This is a genomic window from Leucobacter insecticola (genome assembly GCF_011382965.1).
GTDB classification, from domain to species: Bacteria; Actinomycetota; Actinomycetes; order Actinomycetales; family Microbacteriaceae; genus Leucobacter; species Leucobacter insecticola.
On sequence record NZ_CP049934.1, the window covers coordinates 1338883 to 1359240 of the forward strand.

23 protein-coding genes and 1 pseudogene are annotated in these 20358 nt (G+C 62.6%); 22 read left to right on the forward strand and 2 right to left on the reverse strand.

Going from position 1 to position 20358, the window contains the following annotated elements:
* Window positions 1-124 precede the first annotated feature (124 nt).
* The 10 genes from secY to G7067_RS06150 all read left to right on the forward strand — a co-directional run bounded on the left by secY (window position 125) and on the right by G7067_RS06150 (window position 7519).
* On the forward strand, window positions 125-1444 hold the full coding sequence (secY, locus tag G7067_RS06105) for a preprotein translocase subunit SecY (RefSeq protein WP_166322772.1): 1320 nt from the start codon (window positions 125-127) through the stop codon (window positions 1442-1444).
* On the forward strand, window positions 1441-2043 hold the full coding sequence (locus tag G7067_RS06110; RefSeq protein WP_166322774.1) for an adenylate kinase: 603 nt from the start codon (window positions 1441-1443) through the stop codon (window positions 2041-2043). Before secY ends, G7067_RS06110 begins: the two co-directional genes overlap by 4 nt.
* 3 nt (window positions 2044-2046) lie before the next feature.
* Window positions 2047-2889, forward strand: a complete 843-nt coding sequence (gene map, locus G7067_RS06115) for a type I methionyl aminopeptidase (RefSeq protein WP_166322776.1) — start codon at window positions 2047-2049, stop codon at window positions 2887-2889.
* A 132-nt stretch (window positions 2890-3021) separates the two neighbouring features.
* Window positions 3022-3243 (forward strand): translation initiation factor IF-1, encoded by a 222-nt coding sequence (gene infA, locus G7067_RS06120; RefSeq protein ID WP_166322778.1) that lies wholly within the window; start codon window positions 3022-3024, stop codon window positions 3241-3243.
* 69 nt (window positions 3244-3312) lie between these two features.
* Window positions 3313-3426, forward strand: coding sequence for a 50S ribosomal protein L36 (rpmJ, locus tag G7067_RS06125; protein ID WP_166322780.1), 114 nt, complete (start codon window positions 3313-3315; stop codon window positions 3424-3426).
* A gap of 178 nt (window positions 3427-3604) precedes the next feature.
* Complete coding sequence (gene rpsM / locus G7067_RS06130; RefSeq protein ID WP_166322782.1) at window positions 3605-3973, forward strand: 30S ribosomal protein S13; 369 nt, start codon at window positions 3605-3607, stop codon at window positions 3971-3973.
* A 48-nt stretch (window positions 3974-4021) separates the two neighbouring features.
* On the forward strand, window positions 4022-4420 hold the full coding sequence (rpsK, locus tag G7067_RS06135; RefSeq protein WP_166322784.1) for a 30S ribosomal protein S11: 399 nt from the start codon (window positions 4022-4024) through the stop codon (window positions 4418-4420).
* A gap of 146 nt (window positions 4421-4566) precedes the next feature.
* Window positions 4567-5556: a DNA-directed RNA polymerase subunit alpha gene (locus G7067_RS06140; RefSeq protein WP_166322786.1), complete on the forward strand. Its 990-nt coding sequence runs from the start codon at window positions 4567-4569 to the stop codon at window positions 5554-5556.
* A gap of 44 nt (window positions 5557-5600) precedes the next feature.
* Entirely contained in the window at window positions 5601-6131 is a 531-nt protein-coding gene (rplQ, locus tag G7067_RS06145) for a 50S ribosomal protein L17 (protein WP_166322788.1), read from the forward strand.
* 293 nt (window positions 6132-6424) lie between these two features.
* Window positions 6425-7519, forward strand: coding sequence for a hypothetical protein (locus G7067_RS06150; protein WP_166322790.1), 1095 nt, complete (start codon window positions 6425-6427; stop codon window positions 7517-7519).
* A gap of 149 nt (window positions 7520-7668) precedes the next feature.
* Here G7067_RS06150 and G7067_RS06155 read toward each other — a convergent pair whose 3' ends face one another.
* Entirely contained in the window at window positions 7669-9609 is a 1941-nt protein-coding gene (locus G7067_RS06155) for an acyltransferase family protein (protein ID WP_166322792.1), read from the reverse strand.
* Between the two features lie 106 nt (window positions 9610-9715).
* Between G7067_RS06155 and truA the strand changes: the two are divergent.
* The 4 genes and pseudogenes from truA to glmM all read left to right on the forward strand — a co-directional run bounded on the left by truA (window position 9716) and on the right by glmM (window position 13031).
* Window positions 9716-10575 (forward strand): annotated as a pseudogene (gene truA, locus G7067_RS06160) (tRNA pseudouridine(38-40) synthase TruA).
* Between the two features lie 124 nt (window positions 10576-10699).
* Window positions 10700-11146, forward strand: a complete 447-nt coding sequence (gene rplM / locus G7067_RS06165; RefSeq protein ID WP_166322794.1) for a 50S ribosomal protein L13 — start codon at window positions 10700-10702, stop codon at window positions 11144-11146.
* Between the two features lie 35 nt (window positions 11147-11181).
* A complete protein-coding gene (rpsI, locus tag G7067_RS06170; RefSeq protein WP_166322796.1) occupies window positions 11182-11661 on the forward strand; it encodes a 30S ribosomal protein S9 in 480 nt (159 codons plus the stop codon).
* 20 nt (window positions 11662-11681) lie between these two features.
* Window positions 11682-13031: a phosphoglucosamine mutase gene (gene glmM, locus G7067_RS06175; protein ID WP_166322798.1), complete on the forward strand. Its 1350-nt coding sequence runs from the start codon at window positions 11682-11684 to the stop codon at window positions 13029-13031.
* 22 nt (window positions 13032-13053) lie between these two features.
* Here the strand turns inward: glmM and coaA are convergent, their stop codons facing one another.
* Window positions 13054-14037: a type I pantothenate kinase gene (gene coaA, locus G7067_RS06180; RefSeq protein ID WP_166322800.1), complete on the reverse strand. Its 984-nt coding sequence runs from the start codon at window positions 14035-14037 to the stop codon at window positions 13054-13056.
* A 32-nt stretch (window positions 14038-14069) separates the two neighbouring features.
* On the opposite strand from coaA, the gene glmS reads away from it, so the two are divergent.
* The 8 genes from glmS to tsaD are packed head-to-tail and all read left to right on the forward strand — an operon-like array spanning window position 14070 to window position 20246.
* Window positions 14070-15920 (forward strand): glutamine--fructose-6-phosphate transaminase (isomerizing), encoded by a 1851-nt coding sequence (glmS, locus tag G7067_RS06185; RefSeq protein WP_166322802.1) that lies wholly within the window; start codon window positions 14070-14072, stop codon window positions 15918-15920.
* A gap of 18 nt (window positions 15921-15938) precedes the next feature.
* Window positions 15939-16295: a holo-ACP synthase gene (locus tag G7067_RS06190; RefSeq protein WP_166322804.1), complete on the forward strand. Its 357-nt coding sequence runs from the start codon at window positions 15939-15941 to the stop codon at window positions 16293-16295.
* A complete protein-coding gene (alr, locus tag G7067_RS06195) occupies window positions 16292-17428 on the forward strand; it encodes an alanine racemase (protein WP_166322806.1) in 1137 nt (378 codons plus the stop codon). Before G7067_RS06190 ends, alr begins: the two co-directional genes overlap by 4 nt.
* Window positions 17425-17958 carry a tRNA (adenosine(37)-N6)-threonylcarbamoyltransferase complex ATPase subunit type 1 TsaE gene (tsaE, locus tag G7067_RS06200; RefSeq protein ID WP_425280699.1) on the forward strand — a complete coding sequence of 178 codons (534 nt, stop codon included), beginning with the start codon at window positions 17425-17427 and terminating at the stop codon, window positions 17956-17958. Before alr ends, tsaE begins: the two co-directional genes overlap by 4 nt.
* Entirely contained in the window at window positions 17955-18680 is a 726-nt protein-coding gene (gene tsaB / locus G7067_RS06205; protein WP_244301302.1) for a tRNA (adenosine(37)-N6)-threonylcarbamoyltransferase complex dimerization subunit type 1 TsaB, read from the forward strand. The genes tsaE and tsaB overlap by 4 nt, the downstream gene beginning before the upstream one ends.
* On the forward strand, window positions 18677-18967 hold the full coding sequence (locus tag G7067_RS14855; RefSeq protein ID WP_341872875.1) for a GNAT family protein: 291 nt from the start codon (window positions 18677-18679) through the stop codon (window positions 18965-18967). Before tsaB ends, G7067_RS14855 begins: the two co-directional genes overlap by 4 nt.
* Entirely contained in the window at window positions 18964-19158 is a 195-nt protein-coding gene (locus G7067_RS14860; RefSeq protein ID WP_341872876.1) for a GNAT family N-acetyltransferase, read from the forward strand. The genes G7067_RS14855 and G7067_RS14860 overlap by 4 nt, the downstream gene beginning before the upstream one ends.
* Window positions 19155-20246, forward strand: coding sequence for a tRNA (adenosine(37)-N6)-threonylcarbamoyltransferase complex transferase subunit TsaD (gene tsaD / locus G7067_RS06215; RefSeq protein ID WP_166322810.1), 1092 nt, complete (start codon window positions 19155-19157; stop codon window positions 20244-20246). The genes G7067_RS14860 and tsaD overlap by 4 nt, the downstream gene beginning before the upstream one ends.
* Window positions 20247-20358 lie beyond the last annotated feature (112 nt).

A 20358-nucleotide genomic window follows, 5' to 3' on the forward strand; every position in this document is an offset into this window, starting at 1 on the left:
TTTTAGTCTTTGGCCGCCTAAAGTGCGCGGTCTTTCATTCCCACGCCCCATCTGAGTGTAAGCTGGGGTATTGGTTCTCGTCGTAAGGCGATTGCCCTATACGACGTTCTCCAGGAGGCAGATTTTGTTCAGTGCCATCGGACGGATCTTTCGGACCCCCGATCTGCGGCGGAAGATCCTCTTCTCCCTCGCGATCGTGTCCCTGTTCCGGCTCGGCTCGTTCATCCCCGCACCGTTTGTTGACTTCAACAATGTGGAGGCGTGTCTTGCTGCCAACAAGGGAACCTCTGGTCTCTACGACATGATCAACCTCTTCAGCGGCGGAGCGCTCCTGCAGCTGTCGATCTTCGCGCTGGGGATCATGCCCTACATCACCGCGTCGATTATCACGCAGCTGTTGCGCGTGGTTATCCCGCACTTTGAGGTGCTCCATAAGGAGGGCCAGGCCGGGCAGGCGAAGCTGACGCAGTACACGCGTTACCTCACCATTGCTCTCGCGGTGTTGCAGTCGACGACGCTCATCACGGTCGCTCGTTCGGGCCAGCTCTTTGGCGCCACGGCGAACCAGGCCTGCCAGAACCTCGTGTCGCAGGAGTGGTGGGCGATCCTCATCATGATCCTCACTATGACCGCGGGAACCGGCCTCATCATGTGGTTCGGTGAGCTCATCACCGAGCGCGGCATCGGCAACGGTATGTCCTTGCTGATCTTCACCTCGATCTCGGCAACCTTCCCCAGCGGCCTGTGGGTCATCAAGGAAGCGCAGGGCTGGGAGACCTTCTTCCTCGTGCTCGCGGTCGGCTTGGTTGTCGTTGGCGCAGTCGTCTTCGTTGAACAATCACAGCGCCGAATCCCTGTGCAGTACGCGAAGCGCGTGGTCGGGCGCCGCACCTACGGTGGAAGTAGCACTTACATCCCGATTAAGGTCAATATGGCCGGCGTGATTCCCGTAATCTTTGCGTCTGCGATCCTGTACCTGCCGATGCTGATTACGCAGTTCAATCAGCCCGGGATCAATGAGGAGCCGAAGGCCTGGGTTGTGTGGGTGCAGAACAACCTCATCTCGGGTGACCAGCCGCTCTATATGCTGGTGTTCTTCCTGCTGATCATCGGGTTCACCTTCTTCTATGTGCAGATCACCTTCAACCCCGAAGAGGTTTCCGACAACATGAAGCAGTACGGTGGCTTCATTCCCGGCATCCGCGCGGGTCGACCGACTGCCGAGTACCTGAATTACGTGCTCACCCGGATCACGAGCGCAGGCTCGCTGTACCTCGGCGTGATCGCCATGCTTCCCCTCATCGCCTTGTCGTTCTTTGGGGCGAACCAGAACTTCCCGTTCGGCGGTGCCTCGATCCTGATTATCGTGGGTGTTGGCCTTGAGACCGTTAAGCAGATTGACGCGCAGCTGCAGCAGCGCCACTACGAAGGGTTGCTCAAGTGAGCGGTGCACGACTCCTCATCATCGGCCCGCCTGGAGCGGGCAAGGGCACACAGGCCTCGAAGGTAGCCGAGCGCTACGGCGTTCCCGCGATCTCGACGGGAGATATCTTCCGTTCGAATATCAAGGGCGGCACCGAGCTTGGGGTCAAGGTGCAGCAGATTATCGAACGCGGCGAACTCGTACCAGATTCGCTGACCAACGAAATCGTTGCGGATCGCCTGACGCAGGCTGATGCAGAGAATGGCTTCCTTCTGGACGGCTACCCGCGCACCGTGGAACAGGTTCGCGCGCTCGACGCGATGCTCGCGCCGAAGAACGCGGCGCTCGACGCGGTGATCCTGCTCGAGGCCGACGCCGACGTGGTGGTCGCTAGACTGCTGAAGCGCGCGGAGCTCGAGGGGCGCGCCGACGACACGGAAGACGTGATCCGTCACCGTCAGAACGTCTACACGGAGCAGACGGCGCCGCTCATTGCGCTGTTCTCTGAGCGCGGCATCTTGGTTTCCGTCGATGGGCTGGGCAGCGTTGAAGAGGTAGCTGATCGCATCGCCTCTGGGCTTGATGCGCAGCTGAACAGCGACGCCGTAGCGAGCCGATAGACAGTGGCACGTCGGGGTATCCTTCGCCGTTCGATCTACAAGTCGCCAGCCCAGCTGCGGCTGATGGTCGAGCCCGGGCTTGCGACCGCCGCGGCACTTGCGGCGATGCGTGAGGCGGTCCGACCTGGGATCACCACCCTTGAGCTTGACGCGCTCGCCGAGGCGGCAATTCGCGCCCGCGGGGGAGAGCCTAATTTTATGCTGGAGCCCGGCTACCGGCACACCATCTGCGCGAATGTCAACGAACACGTGGTTCACGCTATCCCGAACGATCGCCCGCTTGAACCCGGGGATATCGTTGCGCTTGACGCCGGTGCGGTAGTGGCTGGCTGGCACGGTGACGCAGCGATCACTGCGGTGTTGCCGGATCCTGCCCGCCCTGAGGTGACGGCGGCAAACGAGAAGCTGAGCGCTGTCACCGAGCAGGCGATGTGGCGTGGGATCGCCCGACTCGCAACCGCAAAACACCTGAATGAGGTTGGCGAAGCCGTCTCAAAGTACGTTCGCGCGAACAGCGACTTCGGGGTGCTCGAAGACTATATCGGTCACGGTATCGGTCGGAGCATGCACGAGGATCCACCCGTGTTCAACGTTCCGGTAAACCGCCGCGGGCCCGAGGTGAAGCCGGGGCTGGTGGTTGCGATCGAGCCGATTATCTCCGCGGGTGGGATCGACACCTTCGTGGAAGACGATGACTGGACCGTGACGATCGCAGACGGCTCGATGAGCGCACAGTGGGAACACTCGGTCGCAGTGCATGCGGGCGGGATCTGGGTGTTGACGGCTGAGGATGGCGGAGCCGCTGGTCTCGCACCGCTCGGCGTAACGCCCGTGCCGATCCCCTAATGTTCGGCTTTACAAACTACACCCTGGGGAGTAGGGTTGTTCTTTGGTGCTTTGCGCCTGCTTTCGCGTTCGTGAAATCAGTCGCTGAGCATTCGCATGACCAGTAAACCTACGTGAGCGATTAGTGAGGCTATGGCGAAAAAAGACGGCGTCATCGAGATCGAAGGTGCAGTTGCCGAGGCTCTTCCGAACGCACAGTTTCGAGTTGAGTTGACCAACGGACACAAGGTGCTTGCCCATATTTCGGGCAAAATGCGCCAGCACTACATCCGCATTCTCCCCGGAGACCGCGTGATTGTTGAGCTGACCCCTTACGATCTGACCCGCGGCCGCATCGTTTACCGTTACAAGTAGGTCGCTGGAAAGTAACGACTTGCGGCATCCCGTGAGTACGAGGACAGCGAACCATAAAAGGAAAGCATCATGAAGGTAAAGCCCAGCGTTAAGAAGATCTGCGATAAGTGCAAGGTCATCCGCCGCCACGGCCGCATCATGGTGATCTGCGAGAACCCCCGCCACAAGCAGCGCCAGGGCTAGTCCCAGCTGTTCGGCAAGCAGAACACCGCAACTGAATAACCTCCCGATATCCAACACGGAAAGCGGGATACGAAATAAGCGTATTGAAGAATTTGCGAGTATTCGCGAAGGACACCTCGGGCGGAGGCCCGATCCCCCAGTGCGCTCCACACCTCCATAATCCGCAAGGAGAGCCAGAATGGCACGTCTAGCTGGAGTAGATATCCCACGCGATAAGCGCGTTGAGATTGCACTCACATACATCTATGGGGTCGGCCGCACCAGCGCGCTGAAGACCCTCGCCGACACAGGCATCGATGGCAACATTCGCGTCAAAGATCTCAGCGATGAGCAGCTTGTGCAGCTCCGCGACTACATTGAGGGTAACTTCAAGGTCGAGGGTGATCTCCGCCGCGAGGTCGCAGCTGATATTCGCCGCAAGGTAGAGATCGGTAGCTACCAGGGCATCCGTCACCGCAAGGGCCTGCCTGTGCATGGTCAGCGCACCAAGACGAACGCTCGCACCCGCAAGGGCCCGAAGCGCACCGTCGCCGGCAAGAAGAAGTAATCACCGGTTCGATTGACCATCACACAGAGCTTTTCAGGAGAACACTAAATGGCTGCACCAAAGACTGCGGCACGCAAGCCGCGTCGCAAGGATAAGAAGAACGTTGCAGTGGGCCAGGCCCACATCAAGTCGACGTTCAACAACACCATCGTTTCGATCACTGACCCCTCCGGTGCTGTGATCAGCTGGGCCTCCTCGGGTGGCGTCGGCTTCAAGGGATCGCGTAAGTCGACCCCGTTCGCGGCGCAGCTCGCCGCGGAGTCTGCCGCTCGCAAGGCGCAGGAGCACGGCATGAAGAAGGTTGATGTCTTCGTGAAGGGTCCCGGATCCGGCCGCGAGACCGCGATCCGCTCACTCCAGGCCGCTGGTCTCGAGGTCGGCTCGATCAACGACGTGACCCCGCAGACTCACAACGGATGCCGCCCGCCCAAGCGCCGCCGCGTCTGAATTTATGGCTTCGCCGACCGCGGTCGGCGAACGCTGGCGGCCTCCGGCCGCGTACGTAAGACCAGATTTTACCGAAGTTCAGACCCTTCTTACATCCCGAACCCGCATGAGTCATATAGCGGACTCCAGCGAAAGGACCACACACATTGCTGATTGCACAGCGACCCACTCTGACTGAAGAGTCACTCTCCGAGTACCGTTCGCGCTTCGCCATCGAGCCGCTTGAGCCCGGCTTTGGCTACACGCTCGGCAACTCGCTGCGTCGTACCCTGCTGTCCTCGATTCCGGGCGCAGCTGTCACCAGCGTTCGTTTCGAGGGTGTTGCGCACGAGTTCACCACGATCCCCGGTGTCACCGAAGATGTCACCGAGATCATCCTCAACATCAAGGCTCTCGTTGTTTCGAGCGAGCACGATGAACCCATCACCGCCTACCTGCGTAAGACAGGTGCCGGCGAAGTGACTGCTGCAGATATCTCGGCTCCCGCGGGTGTTGAGGTGCACAACCCAGAGCTCGTCATCGCGACGCTGAGCGATTCCGCGCAGTTCGAGCTTGAGCTCACAATCGAGCGTGGCCGCGGCTACGTTTCGGCTGCCCAGAATCGCAACGAAGATGCAGAGGTCGGCCGGATCCCGGTTGACTCCATCTACTCGCCGGTTTTGAAGGTCACCTACCGTGTCGAGGCAACTCGTGCCGGTGAACGCACCGACTTCGATCGCCTGGTCGTTGACGTCGAGACCAAGCCCGCTATCAGCCCGCGTGACGCGATCGCATCCGCCGGTTCAACGCTCGTCGAGCTCTTCGGCCTTGCCCGTGAGCTGAACAGCGCTGCTGAAGGCGTCGAGATCGGACCCGCACCGGTTGAGGTTGTGACCGAGGGTGAGCTTTCGATCCCGATCGAAGACCTCGACCTTTCGGTGCGCAGCTACAACTGCCTGAAGCGTGAAGGCATTAATACGGTGAGCGAGCTTGTTGCGCTCTCCGAGGCGCAGCTCATGAACATCCGCAACTTTGGTCAGAAGTCCGTCTTCGAGGTGCGCGACAAGCTCACCGAGATGGGGCTCTCGCTGAAGGACGCAGTGCCCGGCTTCGACGGTGCACAGTTCTACAGCTACGAAGACGACAACAACAACTAACGATCCGCCTTCCCGGCACGATCGCAAATTCAACGGAGTAAACAATGCCGAAGCCCACGAAGGGCGCCCGCCTCGGAGGCGGCCCCGCACACGAGCGTCTGATGCTCAACCAGATGGCGTCACAGCTGTTTGAGCACAAGCGCATCCAGACCACTGAGACGAAGGCGAAGCGTCTGCAGCCTGTAGCCGAACGTCTGGTTACTTTCGCCAAGCGCGGTGACCTGCACGCACGCCGTCGCGTGATGCGTCAGATCCTCGACAAGGCTGTTGTGCACGAGCTCTTCACCGAGATCGCGCCGCTTGTCGAGAACCGTGAGGGTGGCTACACCCGCATCATCAAGACTGGCTTCCGTAAGGGAGACCGCGCACCGCTGGCCGTCATCGAGCTCGTTCTCGAGCCGGTGAACCCGAAGCCGAAGGCTGCAAAGAAGGCCGCTGCTCCCGCAAAGGAGAAAGCTGCCGCCGAGCCCGCAGCTGAAGAGATTGTTGCGGAAGAAGTCGTCGAGGAGACTGAGGCTGTCGAGACAGCTGAGGCGACTGAGACTGAAGCACCTGCTGAAGAGAAGGCTGAGTAACCCTCACTTCGATCCTGCAGAGTTAAGGAGCGCCCCGCCATTTCGGCGGGGCGCTTCTGCGTGTTGACGCTTTGTTTGTCTTGTGCCACCCTCACATTATTCCGGCCTTGGACCGCAGTTTGACGCGGGGACCGCTTCCTCTGCTGCGAGTGGGTGCCAGTTAGCGGTCCTCGCGTCAATGGACGGTCTTTCAACCTCCGCGCACAGGCCGTTCCTCGACCGTTCTGCGGCGAAATTGTCCACAGATTTCTGATCCACCGTTTCGGGGTTTGCTTTCGCGGCAGGATCGTCCCATGAGTAATCCGACAGATATCCACGCGGCCGCTGATCTCCTGATTAGTATCCGTGACCTCCGTCGCGAAGGTCTCGATTATCGCGATATTTCCGCGCGGATCAAGGGTCGTCAGCTTCTTCGCCTGCGCCAGGGCTGGTACGTTGCTCATGAAGTTTGGGAGGGAATGCCTGCCTCTTCGCAGCAGTTGCTCGCGATCGCTGCTGCACGTGCCGAGGCACAAGCAGTGCCCGTTTTCTCGCACGTTTCAGCTGCCACACTCCTGGGACTCCCGGTTTGGTCGGACTGGCTACGTCGCATCAATGGCAGAAACGATGCGCAGCGCGGAGATCCCGTGCTACCCAGAATTGTTGACATAACAACACGGAAGAATGCCACAACCTCCTCTTCCCGTTTGCTGCGGCGGCATTGCACGGATCTCCCTGCAAGTGAGATTGACGCTCTTGATGGATTGCGGATCACCTCCCGTGACCGCACACTCATCGACCTCGCCCGCACCGAACCCTTCGGGATTCTCCTCGTTTGCGCTGACATACTGTTACAGAGAGACTTCCTCGTGCGGCGAACGGTTGATGCGGAAGGCCTCGAAGCTTGGAGGCAAGCGATGCTTCACTACGCGGAGCGTCACCCGGGTGCTCCGGGGATGCCCGCCGTCCGAACGGTGTCGAGGATTGCCGATCCGCGGTCTGAATCGCCGCTTGAAACAATGAGTAGGCTCAGGCTGCTGCAGCTTGGGATCGATGTCGACTTACAAACTCGGATTCTCTTGCCAGACAGCAGCAGCGCATATCTTGATTTCGTCTTCCTTGGGCGTGGAATTTTTGGTGAGGCTGACGGCAAAGCGAAGTACACGGACAAAGACCTTGCGAAGGGGTTGACCGCGGAAGAGATTGTGTACCTTGAAAAGCGTCGCCACGAACTGATCTCTGGTGTCAGCGGGATGCGTGGTGTGCGCTGGGGAGCTCCCGAAGTGGAGACCGCTGCGCACTTTCTGAAACGGATGGTCGCGTTTGGCATCGACGTGCCCGGACGTCCGACCACGAGCTACGGCCCCGACACCGCAAGGTTTCTGGGAGGTCTGTACGGTGCCTTGTAGCCGCCCGTGCCCTCCCCGCCGACTCCCTGCCCGCAGTGCTTTGCGCCTCAATGGACCGCCTATTCGCGGAGGGACCGCCTATTTGGCGGGAGGTGAGGCGCAAATTGCGGTCCAGCGGTGAATGGGCGGTCCTTGGACGGACACGGTGGCTAACGCCGGGGAATCTCGAAGCCGAGTCGCTCCTCGGGACGTTGCAGCTCCTCGAGCGCGCGCTGCACACTTCTCGCGTAAATCTCCCCACCGCTCGGGTTCGGGTGGATGCCGTCGTAGGCGAGCGCGTCGGGATCACCGGCGACCGCACTATCCCAGTCAGCGACAACCACGCCGCGGTACGAATTCGCAAACTCGGCGAGTAGTTGATTGACTCCCGGGATCCAGTCGCGCTCACCGTGAGCGTTCACGAGCACCAGGGGGCGATGCACTGCGAGCTGGCGGAGTGCTTCAAGATCATCGACGTCGATAGGGCCGTTGGTACCCAGCCCGACAACGAGAACGCTGCGGAGCCTGCCCTCGGCAGAAAACTCGTTTGCGATCTCGAGTCCGGCACCCAACCCGCGGCTGACAGCCGCATCGACATCGATGTTCGGAAAAGCTTCGGCAAGCTCGGGCAAGCTCGCGAGCATTACCGAGTCACCGAGCGCGCTAATGTCTCGGCCCTCAGGCATAATCGGGACAACAGTCGCATCGGGTTTTTTCGGGCTTGCTGAGGCAGAAGGGCTGTCGGACGTCTCGTCCGCAGCGGCCTGAGCGTTGGCACTTGCGACCTCGTTCGCTCGCGCGTCAAGTGCAGCCTGGCCGCGGGCGATCGCGTCGGCTGCAGAGCTTTGACGCGGTGCCAAGGCGACAGCGAAACCGGTGGCCGGGACGGTGACGAGCAACGCGGTTGTGAGCGTGACCAGGATCGCGCGCTGCCGCGGTGGCCGTGCTCTGAGATTTATGGCCCCTCGTGCCGACCAGAGTAGTCTCACGGAGCGCCGGATCCCGAGTTTGCGAATCGGCTGTTCCAGGTAGCGGTAGGAGAGGGCGGCGATCCCGACCGTGAATATGAGGGTGATAGCGCCAACGATCCACGGCGCGGATGGCTGTGACTTCCAAGGACTCTCGGAGGCTGCGATGAGCAGCATGAGCGGCCAGTGCCAGAGATAAATGCCGTAGGAACGTTCGCCGATCCAGCGCAGCGGCTGCACGTCAAGCGCACGGCCGATCCAGACCCCGCGGCGCGTGACGGCGATCACGACGGTGAGCGCTGCGAGCGTGGCGAGCTGGAAACCACCCTGGAAACTTGCGGGGCTTCCTTCCACGAGTGTCACTGAGAGCCAAACGATCACGGCGAGCCCGGTGAGGGCGAGGATCGTCGTTGTTGCCTCGCGCAGCGCAGAGCTAGTGCGATCGGGGGTGCGCGACGGGGGTGATGCGGAGCGGTGTAAAAGCGCCGCCGCGGCCGCCCCGAGCAGCAGTCCGAAGGTGTGGGTGTCAGAGCCAAAGTAGATGCGCGTGGGGTCTACGTCCGCGACCGACATCTGATACATACTCACGGCAGAGAACACACCCAGGGCGAGGAGAGGGATCGCACGCGTCACGCGAGATCGCAGCCGCCACAGGAGCAGGATGAACAAGGGGAGCAGGATGTAGAACTGCTCTTCGATCGAGAGTGACCAGGTGTTGCGGAAGAGTTCTGGAGTATCGCGGGCGAAATAGTTTGCTCCCGTACCGATGAACACCCAGTTGCTGACGAAGAACGCGGCGCCCAAGAGCTGCGCCCCGATGTTGACGAGAAGGTCTCGGTTGATGAGTAACGCCAGGGAGGAGCAGACGAGCAGCACAAGCGCCAGAGCCGGAAGGAGGCGGCGCGCGCGGCGACGCCAGAACCCGATGAGGTTGACCTTTCCTCTTGACTGCAATTCGCGAAGCAGCAGTGAGGTGATGAGGAACCCGCTGATCACAAAGAACATATCGACGCCGAGAAAACCTCCGGAGAGCACGCCAGGAAACAAGTGGTAGACCAGCACCAACGCGACTGCAATCGCACGAAGACCATCGAGGCCGGAGAAACGCGCGGGCGCAGCGATGGGAGAAGTGGGTGCAGGCATAGAGAGGTTTTCAGGGCTCGCGTACGATCGGCGACGCAACAGATCCAGTCTACGTCAGCCAACGGTGAGAGCGCGGGCCCGGGGCGCGATCTGGCAGGATCGTAGGGTGAGTTCAGATATAACGACCGGAGCCAGGCTGCGCCTCGACCTCGCCTATGACGGAACCGATTTCTCGGGCTGGGCGACACAGCCTGGTCTGCGCACGGTACAGGGTGAGCTGGAGGCGGCCCTGTCGATCCTGCTGCGCGTTGATGAGGCGAGGCTCACGGTTGGTGGGCGCACGGACGCCGGGGTGCACGCCCGCGGCCAAGTCGCTCACCTCGATGTCACACAGGAGCAAATGGCGCAGGGGCGGGTCACTGCGCGCAGAGTCAACGGAGTCTTGAAGCGGCGAGCTCCCGACATTGCGGTGCACACGGTGCGCAGTGTGCCGAGTGCGTTTGACGCGCGATTTTCTGCGGTCCGCCGCCGCTATGAGTATCGCTTGCGCCCGGCCGGTGGTCGACGGGATCCCCTTACGGCGCGCTTCACTGCCGATGTGTCGAGTGCGCTCGATCTTGCGGCGATGCAGCGGGCGTCAGACGAACTGCTTGGCTTGAACGACTTCACCACCTTCTGCAAAGCACGCGAGGGGCAACGGCGGTGCGGGATCTGCTCTGCTTCGAGTGGCGGGAAACCGAGGACGGGGCATACGCCGCGAGGATCGAGGCAGATGCTTTTTGTCACTCGATGGTGCGCGCGCTCGTCGGGGCAGTGGTCGCGGTGGGCTCGGGCAGGATCGCCGAGGCGGAACTCCGTGAGCTACGGGACGCCCGTGAGCGGACAAGTCGGTTCGCGGTTATGCCGGCGCGCGGCCTAAGTTTGGAAGAGATCGTCTATCCGGAGGACGATCAGCTCGCGGCGCGGGCCACACTGACGCGGGCCAGGCGAACTCCCCTGGGGGAGCGGCAGAGGAGTCTGTGCTAGGGTAGACCTTTGGTGCGTAAGCATCCGATTTGTTGAGCCCTCCACCAGTTCGAGCACCCGCAAGGGACCGAACAACGGAGCGGGATTCACGAACACCTCCATTTCGACAGAAAGCAGCACGACAGTGACTCGCACATATTCGCCGAAGGCCTCTGAGCAGAAGCACGATTGGATCGTCATTGACGCAACCGACGTGGTGCTTGGACGCCTCGCCTCGCACGCGGCAGCCCTGCTCCGCGGCAAGCACAAGACCACCTTCGCCCCCCACATGGATATGGGCGATTACGTGATCATCATTAACTCTGACAAGGTGGTTCTGACCGCCAACAAGGCAGAGCAGAAGCGCGCCTACCGCCACTCCGGTTACCCGGGCGGCATGCGCTCGGTCAACTACACCGAGCTGCTTGGCAAGAACTCTGATCGCGCAGTTGAGAAGGCCGTTCGCGGCATGCTCCCGAAGAACTCACTCGGAGCAGATATGTTCCGCAAGCTGAAGGTGTACAAGGGTGCCGAGCACCCGCACGCTGCTCAGCAGCCCACCCCCTACACCTTCGGCCAGGTCGCGCAGTAGTCGCGCCAACGAGATTTAAGAGAAGAGACTTCACAGTGACTGAAGAACAGACCGTGGCCACCGAGAGCTACACCACCGAGACGCCAGCATCGCAGGCACCTGCAGCGGCGCCCCGCCCCGCGCTCACCGTTCCCGGTGCAGCCGTCGGCCGCCGCAAGCAGGCTATCGCACGTGTGCGCCTCGTTCCCGGCACCGGAACCATGACCGTCAATGGTCGCGAGCTTGCCGAGTACTTCCCGAACAAGCTGCACCAGCAGCTCATCACCGATCCCTTCACCGTGCTTGAGCTCGGTGGTGCCTACGACGTCATCGCACGCATCGTCGGTGGCGGCCCCTCGGGTCAGGCTGGGGCACTCCGTCTCGCAATTGCTCGTGCACTCAACGAGATTGACGCTGAGCACAACCGTCCGACACTGAAGAAGGCCGGCTTCCTGAGCCGCGACGCTCGTATCAAGGAGCGCAAGAAGGCAGGTCTCAAGAAGGCCCGCAAGGCTCCCCAGTACTCGAAGCGCTAGTCCGCACGGAGTACCCAGTTATGGGACGCCTTTTTGGCACCGATGGGGTTCGGGGTCTAGCCGGGGTCGACGTGACCGCCGAACTGGCCCTCAGCCTCGCTCAAGCGGCGGCTCTTGTTCTCGGGCGTTCAGCCCGGGGCGAGAGCCGTCGTGCTGTTGCCGTGGTCGCTCGTGATCCACGGGTTTCCGGCGAGTTTATCGCCTCTGCCGTGGCCGCGGGGCTGGCCTCGGCGGGTGTTGATGTGCTTGACGCTGGCGTGCTGCCGACCCCTGCCGCCGCCTACCTCGTCGCAGATACTGAAGCCGACTTTGGTGTGATGGTTTCCGCCTCCCATAATCCGGCGGCAGACAATGGCATCAAGTTTTTTGCGGAAGGCGGGCGTAAGCTCGCCGACGATATCGAAGACAAGATCCAGGCCGCAATGCAAGAGCCCGCCATTGCGGTCACCGGCCGAGAAGTGGGCAGGATCCGCCGCTTCGCCGACGCCGAAGACCGCTATTTGGTCCACCTGCTCGGCACGCTCGAGGGTGTGCGGCTTGAGGGCCTACACGTCGTCCTCGACTGCGCACACGGTGCGGCGGCGGGGATCTCTCCCGACGCATTTTCGGACGCCGGCGCAAAGCTCACAATCATCGGAAATGATCCCGACGGTTTCAATATCAACGACGGTGTCGGATCCACCTATCTTGACCCGCTTATTGCCGCAGTGAAAGAGCACGGTGCCGATTTCGGTATTGCCCACGACGGGGATGCGGACCGCTGTTTGGCGGTCGATGGCGATGGCAACGTTGTCGACGGTGACAAGATCATGGCGATTCTTGCGCTCTCGATGTCGCGCCGCGGGAAGCTTGAACAAAACACGCTCGTGGCCACGGTCATGTCGAATCTGGGCCTCAAACTCGCGATGGCAGACAACGGCATCGACGTGGTCGAGACGGGCGTCGGTGATCGCTACGTGCTTGAAGCCATCAACGAGCACGGCTATTCGCTCGGGGGTGAGCAGTCCGGCCATGTCATCATGAGCGAATTCGCGACCACTGGTGACGGGATCCTGACCGGCTTGCATCTCGCCGCCGAGGTCATTCGCAGCGGCAAGTCTCTCGCGGAGCTCGCTAGCTGCATGACGGTGTATCCGCAGGTGCTCGTGAACGTGCGCGGTGTGGATCGCGCTGGTGTTGCGAGCGACGATGTGCTGCAGCAGGCGGTGCATCAGGCAGAGGTCGCACTCGGCGGTAAGGGTCGCGTGCTTCTCCGACCATCAGGCACGGAGCCGGTGGTGCGTGTGATGGTGGAAGCGGAGTACGAGGAGCAGGCCAACCAGCTCGCTGAAGACCTCGCCGCGATCGTGAAGGACCGGCTCGCGGTCTAATGTCCCGCAACAATCTCGCACATCATAGCTTGCGCAGCAGCACCTTCTGCACGCGGTGATCGGCCTCCTTGCGCAGCACCAGGGTTGCTCGGGCGCGGGTCGGGCGGATGTTTTCCACAAGGTTCGGCTCGTTGATGTTGTTCCAGAACTCGTCAGCCAACGCCTCCGCGGCCTCGTCATTGACCGATGCGAAACGGCGAAAGTAGGATTCTGGGTTCGCGAACGCGCTCTGGCGCAGCCGTAGGAAGCGCTCCCGATACCAGCGTTGAATGTCGCCGGTGCGAGCATCAACGTACACCGAGAAGTCAAAGAGGTCGCTTACAGCGAGGGGATGCTGCATAGACGCAGGCTGCAACACGTTGAGGCCCTCGACAATGAGGATGTCGGGTTGGTGCACGACGGTGTATTCGCCGGGCACAATGTCGTAGATGAGGTGGCTGTAGTGCGGGGCACGCACCTCGGCGACCCCCGCCTTGACCTGAGAGACGAAGCGCAGCAGCGCGCGTCGATCGTAGGACTCGGGAAATCCCTTGCGCGAGGCGATGCCGCGCTTGTGTAGCTCTGCGTTTGGGTAGAGAAACCCATCGGTGGTGATGAGTTCGACGTTCGGGGTTTCCGGCCAACGAGCGAGGAGGTCGCGCAGGATGCGCGCCACGGTCGACTTGCCGACGGCGACAGATCCGGCGATCCCGATCACAAAGGGGCTTTGCTTCTCTTCGTCTCGGCGCAAGAACCCGCGGGTACGCTTGTGCATCTCCCGTGCCGCGATCGCGTACTGATTGATAAGCCTGCTGAGCGGGAGATACACGGCTTCGACTTCCGCAAGGTCCAGGGGTTCTCCGAGCCCTCGAAAAGCCGCGACTTCGGTTTCGGTGAGTGGCATGGGACTCTCGCCAGCGAGGCGCGCCCAGTCTGCCCTTCCGATTTCGGTGAAGGGTGAGGTGAACTCCGGGCGCACGAGCGCTTGAGTGTCAATTGAAACTGGGACCGTCTTGATATCGGGCATCGTTCATCTATCGTGCCACTAAACTAGGGCGCATGTGTGGAATCGTTGGATATGTTGGACCAAATAATACGGTCGAGGCCCTGCTGAGCGGTCTGCGTCGCTTGGAATATCGGGGATACGATTCAGCCGGGATTGCTGTTCTTGATGAACAGGGAAGCGTTGGCGTGCGGAAGCGTTCGGGCAAGCTTGCGCGTCTCGAGGCGCTGCTTGAGCAGAACCCGCTCCAGGCGCGAGGCACCGGGATCGGGCACACCCGTTGGGCAACCCACGGTGGTCCAACAGACGAGAACGCGCACCCGCACCTGGGAGACGACGGCAAGCTTGCGCTGATCCACAACGGGATCGTCGAAAACTTTGCCGAGCTGCGTGCCGAGGCCGAGGCTGAAGGCCTTGAACTCATCGGCGAGACCGACACCGAGGTTGTCGCGGTGTTGCTTGGCCGCGAGGTTGCTCGCCAGGGTGATCTGGAGGCGGCGTTCCGCACGATTGTCGCGAGATTGCGCGGAACCTTCACGTTGCTCGCAATGCATCAGGACGAGCCCGGCAAGATCGTTTCGGCGCGCCACCACTCCCCGCTCGTTGTGGGTCTGGGGGAGGGCGAGAACTTCCTCGGTTCCGATGTTGCGGCCTTTGTCTCGGCAACTCGCCGCGCGGTTGCAGTCGACGAAAACAACATCGCGATCATCACCCCCGATGAGGTGCGGATCACAGACTTCGAGGGCAATTCGGTCGAATTCTCCGAGTATGAGGTGGAGTGGGACGCTGACGCTGCGGACAAGGGCGGCTGGTCATCGTTCATGGCAAAGGAGATCACCGAGCAGCCGGAAGCCGTCGCAAACACCGTGCGTGGCAGAGTCTCGGCAGGCACTGTCGAAATCCCGGAACTCGCCGCACTCGGTGCGGAGCGTCTGCAGACCATCGACCGCGTCATCATTATCGGTTGCGGCACCGCCTCCTACGCTGGCATGATCGGCGCCTATGCGATCGAGCAGTGGGCGAGGATCCCGGTCGAGGTGCAGCTCAGCCACGAGTTCCGCTACCGGGATCCAGTGCTCACAGACCGCACCATGGTCATTTCCGTGAGTCAGTCCGGCGAGACCATGGACACGCTCATGGCGGTGAAATATGCAATCGAGCACGGCGCGGTAACCGTCTCGGTCTGTAATAGCCAGAGCGCGACGATCCCGCGCGAGTCCGATGCCGCCGTCTACACCCATGCCGGCCCGGAGGTCGCCGTGGCCTCGACGAAGGCCTTTACTGCCCAGATCACCGCGCTGTACCTCATTGGCCTGCACCTCGGCCGCGTCAGGGGCACGATTGATGCCCAGACTCAGGCCGACGCGGTCCAACAATTTGAGTTGCTTCCCGAAAAGCTGCGCGAAGCGGTCGAGTCTCACGATCAGATCGCTCAGCTTGCGCACTGGATGGCCGATAGCCGCTCGGTGCTGTTCCTCGGTCGCCACGTTGGTTACCCGACGGCGCTCGAGGGTGCGCTAAAGCTCAAGGAGATCGCCTACATCCACGCCGAAGGATTTGCGGCCGGCGAGCTGAAGCACGGCCCGATCGCGCTGATCGATCACGGCCAGCCGGTGTTTGTGCTCGTGCCGAGCCCGCGCACGGCGCCGCTCATGCACTCGAAGGTTGTCTCCAATATTCAGGAGATTCGTGCGCGTGGGGCGCGGGTCATCGCCGTCGTTGAGAAGGGTGACACCTCGGTGTTGCCCTACGCTGACGATGTGATTCGGCTCCCGCTTGCAGATGTGTTCTTCGAGCCGCTGCTGCAGGTGATTCCGCTGCAGTGGTTTGCGCTGGAGCTTTCAACTGCGAAGGGGCTCGATGTCGATCAGCCTCGCAACCTGGCGAAGTCTGTCACGGTTGAATGATCTGGCGAACGACACAGCATGATTCGAGGGATCGGTGTTGACACGGTCGACATTTCTCGCTTTGAGCGACAGCTTGAGCGCACGCCGGCGCTGCGTGCTCGCCTGTTCGCTCCCGCGGAGCAGGGGCTCTCGCTCGCCTCTCTCGCGGCGAGATTTGCTGCCCGCGAGGCACTGATCAAGGCACTCGGCGGCTCGGGATCGTTGGGCTGGCACGATATGGCTGTCGCGCGTGGTGATGATCGCGCCCCGTTCTTTGTTGGTGGTGCCGCGCTGACGGACGCACTCGCGGCACGGGGAGCTGACCGGGCACACCTGTCGATGACGCACGACGCGGGCACCGCGACCGCGTTTGTGATCGTGGAGGCGAGCGCATGAGAACAGGATCGATTCGCGTCGCAGAAATCTCGGTTTCGGCGATCAAACACAACGTTGCCCGCGTGCGCGAACTCACGGGCGGCGCCGTCATCGTGGTGGTGAAGGCTGATGGTTATGGCCACGGTGCCGCGATCGCAGCTCAGGCGGCACTCGCTGGGGGAGCGACGATGATCGCGACGGCCGATCTCGAAGAAGCCTTGTGTCTGCGAGAGCAGGGGATTGCGGGGCCGATCCTGTGCTGGCTGCACGGCGCTCGCGTAGATTTCACCGAGGCGGTGAGGGCCGACATCGAGATTGGTGTCAGCTACCTGCAACAGCTTGAAGCCGTGGCTGTCGCGGCCGAGGCGACGGGCAAGGTGGCGACCGTGCAGTTCAAGCTCGACACGGGGCTCAGCCGAAATGGTGCCGCCCCCAGCGAGTGGAGCGCGCTGTTCGCGAGAGCAGCGGAGCTGGTGCGAGACGGCAGAATCCACGTGCGCGGAATCTTCAGCCATCTCGCAAACGCCGGTGACGAAAACGACCGCGCCCAGGCGGCACGCTTTGACGAAGGGGTTGAGATGCTGCGGGGGGTCGGGATTGATCCCGAGATGATCCACCTCGCGGCCAGTGCGGCGACGCTGACCTCGCCCCACCTGCACTACAACACGGTGCGGGTTGGGATCGTCGCGTATGGGTTGAGCCCGTTTGCAGATAAAACCTCCGCGCATTTCGGATTGATTCCGGCGATGGCACTGCGCTCGGAGATTGTTGCCCTGCGCGGGGTGCCGGCGGGGGCGGGAGTGTCTTACGGTTTCAATCACGTCTGCGAGACCGCGACCACACTCGCGCTCGTACCGATTGGCTACGCGGACGGTATGCCGCGTGCCCTGAATGGCGCGGGTGCGTGGGTGTCGATCGCGGGGGAGCCGCGGCCAATTGTGGGGCGCATCGGCATGGATCAGTTCATCGTCGATGTCGGACCGCTCGCAGGTCGCCTGCAGCTTGGCGATCCGGTGGTGCTGTTTGGGGATCCGGCGAAGGGCTACCCTCCCGTAGAAATCTGGGCCGGCCTCATGCGCACGATCAACTACGAGATCATCGTGGGGATCGGGCCCCGTGTGCAGCGCAGACCCGTAGACGGGAGTGCCGTGTGACCGGCACACCACAGACCCGCGCAGAACTCACCGCGACGACCCCTGACGAGATGCACGAACTGGGCAAGCGGCTAGGGCGGGTGCTGCGCGCGGGCGACATCGTCATTTTGACCGGGCCTCTCGGCGCTGGCAAGACGACGCTGACGCGCGGTATCGGCGAGGGCCTCGGGGTGCGCGGACCGGTGCAAAGCCCGACGTTTGTGATCGCACGCACGCACCCCTCGTTGATTGGTGGCGCACCGCTCGTGCACGTCGACGCATACCGTCTCGCGGACGCGGCCGAGCTTGACGACCTCGATATTGACGTTGATCGCTCGGTGGTGGTGGCCGAGTGGGGTGCCGGGTTTGATCTTGAGCGGGAGTCGTGGCTGGAGATCGTCATCGCGCGGCCGACCGGCGCGGGTGACGCGGTGGATGGCCCCGCGGCGGAGAGTACCGACGATTCTGTCGACTGGTCCGAAGCGCCGGTTGAGCCGCGGCATATCACCCTGTTGGGTTTCGGTGAGCGATGGAGCGAGGGCGTGCTTTGAACGGGTCCGAAATCAGGTCATACCCGGGCGATCTCCCCGTGGAGTTGCCCGCGGAGTTGCGCGCCGGCGGTTCTGTTGGCGGCATTGAGGTCGCGGACGGGCGGATTGACGGTTTGCTTGCGATCGACACCGCGATGGGTTCTGGCGTCGCGTTCGGCGCGGGATCCCGCATCTATTGGGTCGCAAGTGACGACGCCCTCGGCCACGCAGAACGCATCGGCGGCCTGATCGATCGAGTGCTCGAGCAAGCGGGCTCGGCACCAGACGCGGTGCGCGGTGTGGTGGTCGGGATCGGCCCGGGGCCCTTCACCGGTTTGCGGGTCGGGATCGCCGCCGCGCACGCATTCGCGCTCGCGCGCCGGGTGCCGTTGCTGCCGCTGCAGGGACACGAGGCGGTCGCGCTTGCGGTCCTCGAGCAGGGTGCCGCGAGCGCGGTCCGGGTGGTGCAGGATGCGCGCCGTCGCGAACTCTTCGCGACCGAGTACCGCGGGCTTGACTGGGCCGGGGTACCCGTGCGCGATGGCGAGGTGCAATTGGTTCCGCGCGCGGACTATGTTGCCGCGAGCCACGAAGTGTGGCCGGAGCGCATTCCCGCCGCACGCCTCGTTGAGCTTGCGGGGCGCAGGCTGGCCGCGGGGCACAGCTTCGAACCCGATCAGGCCCTCTACATGCGTGCGCCCGACGTGAAACAGCCCGGTGCGCCGAAACGGGTGAGCGGGTGAGCGCCACGATCCCCACCCCGACGCCGCTCAGTCTGCGGCCCGCAACGCTCAACGATCTCGATGGCATTTGGGCGCTCGAGACCGCAGTGTTCGCTGGGGAGGCCTGGAGCCGCGACATGATGCATGAGGAGCTGTGCGCGGATCACCGCTGCTACCTCGTGCTCGAGACTCAGGACGGCGAACTGCGCGGCTACGGTGGACTGCTGGCCCTCGGTACAGAGGGAGACATCCAGACAATTGCTGTCGCCCCGAGGTGCGCGGCGGCGGGCAGGGACGTCGCATCATGAACGCGTTGCTCGACGAAGCCGCAACTCGCGGAGTGCGAGAAGTTTTTCTGGAAGTGCGCGCTGATAACCCCGTCGCACAGTCGCTCTACGCGTCACTCGGGTTTACCGAAATCGGGGTGCGGCCGCGCTACTATCAACCCGACAACGTCGACGCCTTCGTGATGAAACTGGACATGGAGCACCGCGCATGACTGAACAGACGGCCAGAGAGCCTCTGGTCCTCGGCATCGAAACAAGCTGCGACGAGACCGGAGTTGGCATCGTGCGCGGGCGCACGCTCCTCGCAAACGCGATCGCCTCGTCGATGGACGAACACGCGCGGTTTGGCGGCGTCATTCCCGAGGTCGCGGCGCGCGCCCACCTCGAAGAAATGAACCCGACGATTGAGCGGGCGCTCGCCGACGCCAACGTCACGCTCGACGAGGTCGATGCGATCGCCGTCACGTGTGGTCCCGGCCTGGCCGGCGCCCTGATGGTGGGAGTCTCCGCCGCCAAAGCGCTCGCGGTCGCCCTCGACAAACCCCTCTACGCCGTCAACCATCTTGTCGGGCACGTCGGAGCTGATCTGCTGCAGGGGGAAGGTCTGCGAGGCACTGTTGGTGAGATCGGCGAACTGGAATTGCCCACGGTCGCGCTGCTCGTCTCCGGCGGGCACACCTCGCTGCTGCTCGTGCGGGATCTCGTCGGCGACGTCGAGCTGCTGGGGGAGACGATCGATGACGCGGCGGGGGAGGCCTTCGACAAGGTCGCGCGCCTGCTCGGGCTGCCGTACCCGGGCGGGCCGCAGATCGACCGGGCGGCTGCAGACGGCGATCCCGCCGCGATCCGATTTCCGCGGGGCCTCTCGCTCCCCAAAGATCAAGCAAAGCACCGCTACGACTTCTCGTTCTCGGGCCTCAAAACCTCCGTCGCGCGGTGGGTCGAAAAGCATGTGGAGACGGGGGCTGCGATCCCGGTAGCCGATGTCGCCGCGAGTTTTCGGGAGGCCGTCGCCGACGTGCTGGTGACGAAAGCGCTCAATGCCTGTGCGGATCTCGGGGTGCCCCGGCTGTTGCTCGGGGGCGGGGTCGCTGCGAACGCCCGGGTGCGTGAGTTGGCTCAGGATCGGGCGCTCGCCGCAGGGGTGGAGCTGCGGGTGCCGCCGCTGTCTCTCTGCACCGACAACGGCGCAATGATCGCGTCGCTCGGCGCACAGCTCGTGATGGCCGGCTGTGTGCCCTCTGGCCTGGAGTTTGGGGCCGACTCGACGTTGCCCGTGCAGCAGATACAAGTCAGGTGACGTTTATCTGCGATTTGTTTTGGATTGCCGGGTGTGGGAAGAGACAACAGGCGGGCTTGGACGGTATCTTGGAAAAACGAAATTGGGTGATCCTGCATGAGGGACCCACGAA

Coding starts and splice junctions, on each gene's coding strand:
- rpsK (WP_166322784.1), top strand. CDS start 4,022: ATGGCTGCACCAAAGACTGCGGCACGCAAGCCGCGTCGCAAGGATAAG.
- infA (WP_166322778.1), top strand. CDS start 3,022: ATGGCGAAAAAAGACGGCGTCATCGAGATCGAAGGTGCAGTTGCCGAG.
- G7067_RS06190 (WP_166322804.1), top strand. CDS start 15,939: ATGATTCGAGGGATCGGTGTTGACACGGTCGACATTTCTCGCTTTGAG.
- rpsM (WP_166322782.1), top strand. CDS start 3,605: ATGGCACGTCTAGCTGGAGTAGATATCCCACGCGATAAGCGCGTTGAG.
- rpmJ (WP_166322780.1), top strand. CDS start 3,313: ATGAAGGTAAAGCCCAGCGTTAAGAAGATCTGCGATAAGTGCAAGGTC.
- G7067_RS14860 (WP_341872876.1), top strand. CDS start 18,964: ATGAACGCGTTGCTCGACGAAGCCGCAACTCGCGGAGTGCGAGAAGTT.
- glmS (WP_166322802.1), top strand. CDS start 14,070: ATGTGTGGAATCGTTGGATATGTTGGACCAAATAATACGGTCGAGGCC.
- alr (WP_166322806.1), top strand. CDS start 16,292: ATGAGAACAGGATCGATTCGCGTCGCAGAAATCTCGGTTTCGGCGATC.
- glmM (WP_166322798.1), top strand. CDS start 11,682: ATGGGACGCCTTTTTGGCACCGATGGGGTTCGGGGTCTAGCCGGGGTC.
- G7067_RS06150 (WP_166322790.1), top strand. CDS start 6,425: ATGAGTAATCCGACAGATATCCACGCGGCCGCTGATCTCCTGATTAGT.
- rplQ (WP_166322788.1), top strand. CDS start 5,601: ATGCCGAAGCCCACGAAGGGCGCCCGCCTCGGAGGCGGCCCCGCACAC.
- tsaD (WP_166322810.1), top strand. CDS start 19,155: ATGACTGAACAGACGGCCAGAGAGCCTCTGGTCCTCGGCATCGAAACA.
- coaA (WP_166322800.1), bottom strand. CDS start 14,037: ATGCCCGATATCAAGACGGTCCCAGTTTCAATTGACACTCAAGCGCTC.
- G7067_RS06155 (WP_166322792.1), bottom strand. CDS start 9,609: ATGCCTGCACCCACTTCTCCCATCGCTGCGCCCGCGCGTTTCTCCGGC.